General features: G+C 45.4%; 7 protein-coding genes and 1 pseudogene. 6 read left to right on the forward strand and 2 right to left on the reverse strand.

What is annotated here, in order from left to right; all coding sequences use genetic code 11:
* Both GY843_RS01825 and GY843_RS01830 read left to right on the forward strand, forming a co-directional pair.
* The coding region (locus tag GY843_RS01825) for a MarR family winged helix-turn-helix transcriptional regulator (protein ID WP_297306015.1) at window positions 1-258 on the forward strand (258 nt) is incomplete at its 5' end.
* A gap of 422 nt (window positions 259-680) precedes the next feature.
* A pseudogene (locus tag GY843_RS01830) lies at window positions 681-1,064 on the forward strand (hypothetical protein); the annotation flags it as partial.
* 38 nt (window positions 1,065-1,102) lie between these two features.
* On the opposite strand, the gene GY843_RS01835 reads toward GY843_RS01830, so the two are convergent.
* Window positions 1,103-2,383 (reverse strand): Rieske 2Fe-2S domain-containing protein, encoded by a 1,281-nt coding sequence (locus GY843_RS01835; RefSeq protein ID WP_297306016.1) that lies wholly within the window; start codon window positions 2,381-2,383, stop codon window positions 1,103-1,105.
* 330 nt (window positions 2,384-2,713) lie between these two features.
* Here GY843_RS01835 and GY843_RS01840 point away from each other — a divergent pair, with 330 nt between their 5' ends.
* The 4 genes from GY843_RS01840 (at window position 2,714) to GY843_RS01855 (ending at window position 6,469) form a co-directional block, all read left to right on the forward strand.
* Window positions 2,714-3,643 (forward strand): PDR/VanB family oxidoreductase, encoded by a 930-nt coding sequence (locus GY843_RS01840; protein WP_297306017.1) that lies wholly within the window; start codon window positions 2,714-2,716, stop codon window positions 3,641-3,643.
* Window positions 3,627-4,790 (forward strand): Gfo/Idh/MocA family oxidoreductase, encoded by a 1,164-nt coding sequence (locus tag GY843_RS01845; protein WP_297306018.1) that lies wholly within the window; start codon window positions 3,627-3,629, stop codon window positions 4,788-4,790. Before GY843_RS01840 ends, GY843_RS01845 begins: the two co-directional genes overlap by 17 nt.
* Before the next feature lie 3 nt (window positions 4,791-4,793).
* Window positions 4,794-5,780 carry an ABC transporter substrate-binding protein gene (locus GY843_RS01850; protein WP_297306019.1) on the forward strand — a complete coding sequence of 329 codons (987 nt, stop codon included), beginning with the start codon at window positions 4,794-4,796 and terminating at the stop codon, window positions 5,778-5,780.
* 104 nt (window positions 5,781-5,884) lie between these two features.
* Window positions 5,885-6,469: a hypothetical protein gene (locus GY843_RS01855; RefSeq protein WP_286995625.1), complete on the forward strand. Its 585-nt coding sequence runs from the start codon at window positions 5,885-5,887 to the stop codon at window positions 6,467-6,469.
* Window positions 6,470-6,585: 116 nt separating this feature from the next.
* Here GY843_RS01855 and GY843_RS01860 read toward each other — a convergent pair whose 3' ends face one another.
* Window positions 6,586-6,966, reverse strand: a complete 381-nt coding sequence (locus tag GY843_RS01860) for a group II truncated hemoglobin (protein WP_286995626.1) — start codon at window positions 6,964-6,966, stop codon at window positions 6,586-6,588.
* Window positions 6,967-7,146: the final 180 nt, after the last annotated feature.

Raw genomic sequence — 7,146 nt, forward strand, 5'->3', positions numbered from 1 at the left:
CTTACTGGACCCACAACGAACTCCGTTATTAAACGCATGTTGGCAGCTGGCCTCGTCGAGCTTCGCCCTATAACTGAAGGAAAACCAAGACAGGTCGTTTATTTAACTGAATATGGAAAGAGCCTTAAGGATACCCTTGAACCTCTAGCAAAAGAAGTCAATGACGTGGCTCAAAGCGGTATGAGCCTTGAGGAAATTGAAATCGTTCGCGAATATTTATTGAACATGCATTCTAATCTTATGAAGGACAATACCTAATTTTTGATGACTGCTAAGGCAGCGAATAGCTGGCAACTGAAGCAGAAAGCAAAACCCCAGCACAAGACTTTGCTCATACTGAGGCATATAGCACTTATAAGAAACCTTAAAGAAGCCAACTTATTTAGTCGTCCCTGAATAACTCTCAACCCATTGAATGCAAAGTGTTTTTATAAGATAGTTAATGCCTAAATCTTGCTATAAATGCGCCATAAGGCCCAAAAAGTTGCAGAATGGGTGATTTTTATGAAGCCTCGTCAGACAAAGACTATATCGCAAAAGGATTTATTCCAACCACAGCTCGTTGACATCATTGACCCCAACCATCCTTTAGTTCGACTGGCTAAGGTTATTGATTGGAACCAATTGGACAACGAATTGGGGGGACACTTCTCAACGGTAATCCCCCCGAAAAATAACAGCAACAAGTAGAAACCTTGATTGGGCGAAAACCTGAAATCTGTTTTGTTGACCGAGGATATAAAGGGCCAGGTGTGGAAGATATTAAAGTCTTGATTGCAGGTCAAAAACGCGGAGTCCCCAAGAAAGAGAAGAACTGGATGGGGTGAAGAAATAGCGTAGAGCCCATCATCGGGCATCTCAAAGCAGACGGAAAACTCAGACGATGCTTCCTCAAAGGAATACTGGGCGATGCGATTAACGTGATCCTAAGCGCCTGTGGCCAAAACCTTCGTAAGCTGCTGAAGTGGCTTAATTTTGCCTTGATCAAGTGTGGCATTTATAGCGGGGTGAGATTGATACAAGCCTTATTGCCGCGAAGGTTAGAAAATGAAATGGCGCTTTAGACTAAAAACGCCATTATTCAGGGTCGACTATTTAGTATTTATCCAGCCACTACGTTTTCTTTCCAAAGTTCACGCCAATCTGATTCTTTTGGAACAACTCCCTGGAAGGAAGCAATTGACGACTGAATAATTGATGGTGCACTACCGATAGCAGGCTCACCATCAGCAACTTTCTGAGCAGCTTCAACCATCGTACGACGGAATTCCACAATCGCTAAATCAGAAGATCCTAGAATATCATCGGTACGGTTAACGATTTTACCCATTGATACCCACATCGCGATGTCTTGGTTTGGAATGCCCGCGATACCTGTAAAGTCGCCTTCCTTCATTTTGGTGCGATCTTGACGGAAGCGGTTTTCCATCGTACCCACTGTCGCCCACGTAATCGGATCAACATCTACGCCCGGCACTGCACGAGCAAACTCACGCCAAGCAGTCGTATCTGGCGTAGTTTCAGGGTTACCCCAGGCAATAAAGTGGAAGTTACAGTTTTCATTGTCGATCGGAACGATGACTGCTGCGACGTTGTATGAAGTGTTAGGCGGAATCAGCGCGTAGTAAGGTGCGACATACTGAGTGATACGAATGTAGTCATGGGTTGCAGCGTTCGCGATAGGACGACGAATCGCAGCGTAATGGAATCCATAATCAGTTTTCGCAGACTGCATACGCGGGGACTTATCAGTTGATGGACGGTACCAACCTTGATCATCCGCAGCCGCACTTTCAACTTTTGCAGGAACCATGTCCGAAGAGTGCAATGATGAAGAATGAGCTGAGTCAATCTGACCTTCTAGAACTTGAGCCCAGTTACATGGTAGGCGAATTTTGAGGATAGAGACTTGCACATCTTCATTAGGTGCAAATGCCGGCTTTTTAAATTCCGGCGCATCGCCCTCACCCAGCCAAGCCCAAAGGAAACCACCCCACTCCACAGTTTTATAAGCTTTGTGCTTCACTTTTGAACACATAGACTTTTCTGCTTCTGGTGGTTCTGAAGCCATTGCTACAGCGTTACCTTCCACATCAAACTTCCAGCCGTGATACAGGCAGCGGATACCACAATCTTCATTACGACCGAAAACTAAAGACGCAAGACGGTGAGGACAAAGCTCATCCAACAACCCTACTCGGCCCTCGGTATCGCGGAATGCTACATAACGAGATCCCAAAGCTTCAACCAGTACTGGAGTGCCATCGCATTCTTTAACTTCTTCGAGCAAACAAACCGGAGTCCAATGCTGGCGCATAAGCTTACCCATCGGGTCGGTCGGCATAACATGAGTTAACAATTCATTTTCTTGTGGTGTAAGCATTGTGCATTTCTCCGTTTTATTTTATTTCGCATAGCTACAAGCACCCTACGTCACTGCTTGTAAGCCAAATTTGTAACCACGCTTCTATTCGACGAGTCGATAAGACATGTCGAAGAGGCATTAGAGGCATTAACAGAAAATTAATCCTATGCTCGATTACCTCAGCGAAACAAATAATAGATATCTAATTTTGAATAGTCAACATTATTAGTAATCTAATTATTGTTGACTGAAAATTATTAGATTGCTAATATTGTCCTAGATCATATATCCCGATTTAAGGATTGATGACACCATATCCATATATTGCGACACCTAGAGAGAAGAAAAATGAAACTGCAAGTGACTGCTCGGCGTACTCTTACGCCAGAAATTGAAGAATTCACCCTAACTCCAGTTGATAGTCAACCTTTACCGCCAGCAGAACCTGGTTCACATATTTCTATAACCACGCCCTCTGGAGCTCATCGTTATTATTCATTGGTTTATTCTGGTGACAACCCAAACGCTTACACTGTTGCAATTAAAAAAGAGCCTAATTCTCGTGGTGGATCAAAGTCGATGCATGAGCAGGCAACAGTATCGACGGTTCTGGATGTAGAAACGTCTGATAATGAGTTTCCTCTCGGCCCGAAGCACGATGCTTTGTTAATCGGTGGCGGTATAGGTATCACACCGATCTACTCTATGGCACAACGATTAAAAGCAGAAGGCAGAAAATTCCGAGTTGTTTATTTGGCTCGCAGTTATGAAAAAGCAGCATACGCTGATGAGCTTCAGGAGCTTTGCGGAGATGCCATCACCATCCACTATAGCGAAGGCGATAGTTCAAATGCTTTCGATTTTTGGGATCTGCTGATGACTCCAACTCAGGAGCATATCTATTGCTGTGGGCCAACGTCTCTAATGGAAGAAGTGAAAGGCGGTACGGGACATTGGCCTGATGGCCGAGTGCATTTTGAAGAGTTCATGCCCGTAGAAATCATTCGAGATAGCGATACCGAATTCACCATCGAACTCGCTAAATCAGGTGAAACGATAACTGTACCCGCAGATCGCACCATACTGGAAGCTCTGCGCGCTAACGGACACGATTTTTCCAGCTCTTGTGAAACCGGCACTTGTGGCACCTGCAAATGCAAGTATACGGAAGGCGAAGTGGATCACCGTGACTTAGCTTTAATGGATGACGAGAAATCCGACACAATAATGCTGTGTGTATCCCGAGCCAAAGGTGATCGCCTTGTCCTCGATATCTAATCCAATACGCCTAGGCGTAGCGGGTTTAGGGAGAGCCTTTGCGCTATCGGCCCCCGCTATCCATGCACACACAGGGGTTACCTTAGTTGCTGGCGCGGAGCCAAATTCCGAACACAGGAGGTCATTTGAAAAGACTTTTGGTGCAAAGACCTATGCCGATGTTAGCGACCTAGTAACAGACCCTGACGTGGAAGTGGTCTATGTATCCACGCCTCATGGATTACATAAAGAGCATGCTTTAGCCGCTATAAACGCCGGTAAATCCGTCCTTATCGAAAAGCCGATGACTGTCACATTAGAAGATGCGTCATCACTAATTGAAGCGGCAAAAAAGGCGGGAGTACAGATCATTGTTGGCCCTAGCCACAGCTTTGATGGTCCGGTTAAGCTCGCGGAAGCTTTAATCGCGAAAGGTAAGATTGGGCGCGTAAGGATGATACATGCGCTCTATGCTACTGATTTCTTATATCGCCCAAGAACAGCGGCAGAGCTTTCAACAGACTTAGGTGGAGGTGTAGTGTTTAGCCAAGCCGTCCATCAAATCGATCTCGTCCGCCGACTCGCTGGTGTTCCCGCTCAGCGTGTTACCGCCAGAACTGGTGGAGCCTGGGATGCTGATCGACCGACCGAGGGCGCCTACAGCATGCTGATTGATTTTAGCGAAGGTGTCTTTGCCAGCTTGACGTACTCAGGCTACGCTCATTTTGATGGCGACCGGCTAATGGAAAACACTGCTGAATTAGGCATATCCAAGTCAGATGAATTCAAGAGCGCCCGTAAAATACTGGAATCCGTCCAGGACGAATCAGAGTTTAAGTCATCACGCGGATTTTCATCACTCGAAACCTGCCCTCAGGCTCAAACTCACGAGCACTTTGGTCAGGTTTTCGTATTCGGCGACCGCGGAGACATTCGCCTGACACCGAACGGAGTGGAAATTACCGATACGAATGGACCCGAATTCTACCCCGCACCTTTTAGAACCGCCCGAGCAGAAGTATTTGACACGCTTTATGCTGCACTTCGTGAACAAACGACTCCATTGCAGGATGGCAAATGGGGCCGAGCTTCACTCGAAATCTGTCATGCACTACTTACCAGTAGCGAAACGGGTGACACAGTCACACTTAATTACCAAGAAGGATAAAAAATGTCTAAGCTCCAACTTTCCCTAGCAATGGGTGATTATGATCGAACTCGCCCCATTCATGATGGACGGGTACAGATCGACGGTGTCGATCCGATCACTTTTCTTCAATCACCAGAAGAGATGTTCTTCAACGCATTTCGCCACAAGACATGTGATATTTCAGAAATATCATTGAGTTCATATTGCGTTTCGTTGACTCGAGAGAATCCTCCATACATCGCAATTCCTGTTTTCCTTAGCCGCGCATTCCGCCACTCCTCTGTTTATATTCGTGCGGATAGAGGAATAGAAACACCTCAAGATCTCAAAGGTCGCCGCATCGGCATCGCGGAATATCAACTGACAGCAAACGTATGGGTTAGAGCAATCCTTGCAGATGCAGGTGTAACCCCTGATCAGATTACGTGGATACGCGGGGGAATGGACAAACCTGGTCGTCCTGAGAAAATCAAACTTGATCTACCAGACAACGTAACTATTGAGAACGCTCCAGAAGGCGCTACCCTAAACCAGATGCTAATCGACGGGGAAATTGATGGTTTTATCGGCCCTAGATGGCCACGCTGCTACCACGAAGGCCACCCTCAGATCCGCCGCCTATGGCAGGATGGATTTTCTGCGGCACGCCAATGGCATCAAGAAACCGGGTTGTTCCCAATCATGCACGTTCTAGGCGTACGTCGCAGCTTGGCTGAGCAGCACCCCTGGTTACCAGGCGCTCTACTCAAGGCCTTTACTGAAGCTAAAACAATGGCACTTGATGCCCTATCAGATACTTCAGCAACCAAGGTTACAATGCCATTTGTCGAAGATGTTTTGGGCGTAACGCAACAAATGTCCAAGGATCTTTGGTCATACGGAGTCGCACCGAACGTCAAAACGCTAGAATACTTCCTGCGCAACCACTACGAACAGGGACTGAGTTCAAGACATCTTTCTGTAGATGAACTGTTCCACCCTGCAACTACCGAGGTCTATTCTCTGTAGATATATTTAGTTACAAACGGTAAAGAAGCAAACCAGCCAGGTCACTCCTCGCTGGTTTTTTACCCAATGTTGAACCATTACTCCGATGCAGAGACATTCAATACATGAACGATGATAACTTACTCGATGCAGGGCACAATACCGACCATTCAGCATCCTATTTAGTTTCTCTGCGTATTAATTATTCAGACGTTGATAGGTTTGCATCGCATCTTGCTAAATTGAATCTTCTATTAGAAGATCATGACGGATTTGAGTCTATCGACATCGTGCGTCGAGATGATGGGCAAGGCATCGATATATTTTGTATCGCGAGGTTTAGAAGTAAAGATGATTTAGAAGCCTGGAAGCTTTCTCCGGACAGGAAGACCGTACTTGACCCTATTGAAACACTATCCGTACTCGACGTAGCCAGACAACAAGCCTATGGCTCAAATATTTGGTTTGAGCCTGTTGTTAACCTACCAATCCCCCCAAAGCCTCCACGCCTTTGGAAACGATGGATTGTTAGCTTAGTCGCTGTGTACCCGGCCCTTATCGTATTAATCTATCTACTAAAACCGATTACGTCGAAAGTAGCCGAACCTATCGGTCTGTTGTTAGTCGCCACAATTCTTACTGGTATAACAACGGCTCTAATCGCACCTTGGCTCACAAAGAAATTACACAAATGGCTAGTCTCTAGATAGATAAAATTTTCTCGTTCAAAAAAAAGCAGATATATAATATCTGCGAAAGAAAAGCTGCAACAAAGCAGCTCCTCGAGGAGACTAGTAGTTAAAACAAGCCATATTTATTAATGATATTACCTGTTCTTTACAGCATCAGCGAGGCGGTATATCGGATTCTTTAGCATCCCTTTTACATCGTCACTAAGTGCTAATGAATCCATAGCTTCATACATGCACGAGACCCAAGCGTCCCTTTCTTTAGGACCAATAGAAAAAGCTTTATGCGGCCCTGTCATGCATACCGACCCATATTTTTCTAAATAAATTTGTGGGCCACCCATCCAACCAACTAAATAGTCACCTAACTTTTCAGAAATACCACTAAGATCAGCTAAATGCATAGCTCTCAGCTCTGAATAGTTTGGCGAGGCATCCATGATTCTGTAAAATTCATTAACCAAATTTCGAATCCCTGATTCTTTCAGAGCCTGATAAGGAGACTCATAACTCATCATTTATTTTCCTTTTCATGAGGTGTAAAATCTAGTTCTTAGATACTGAGGGATCCCCACGAATTTAGCATGTAATCTTGCTCATGCAAGCTTCAGCGGTGAGTTCATCAAGCCAGCGGATCGTCTTTTTCCACTGATGCAGGGTAAATCGCATTGAGGTGTTAAAAGCTCTCAAGCCAAGAA

The sequence above is a fragment of the Neptuniibacter sp. genome, from assembly GCF_024231755.1.
Taxonomy (GTDB): domain Bacteria; phylum Pseudomonadota; class Gammaproteobacteria; order Pseudomonadales; family Balneatricaceae; genus Neptuniibacter.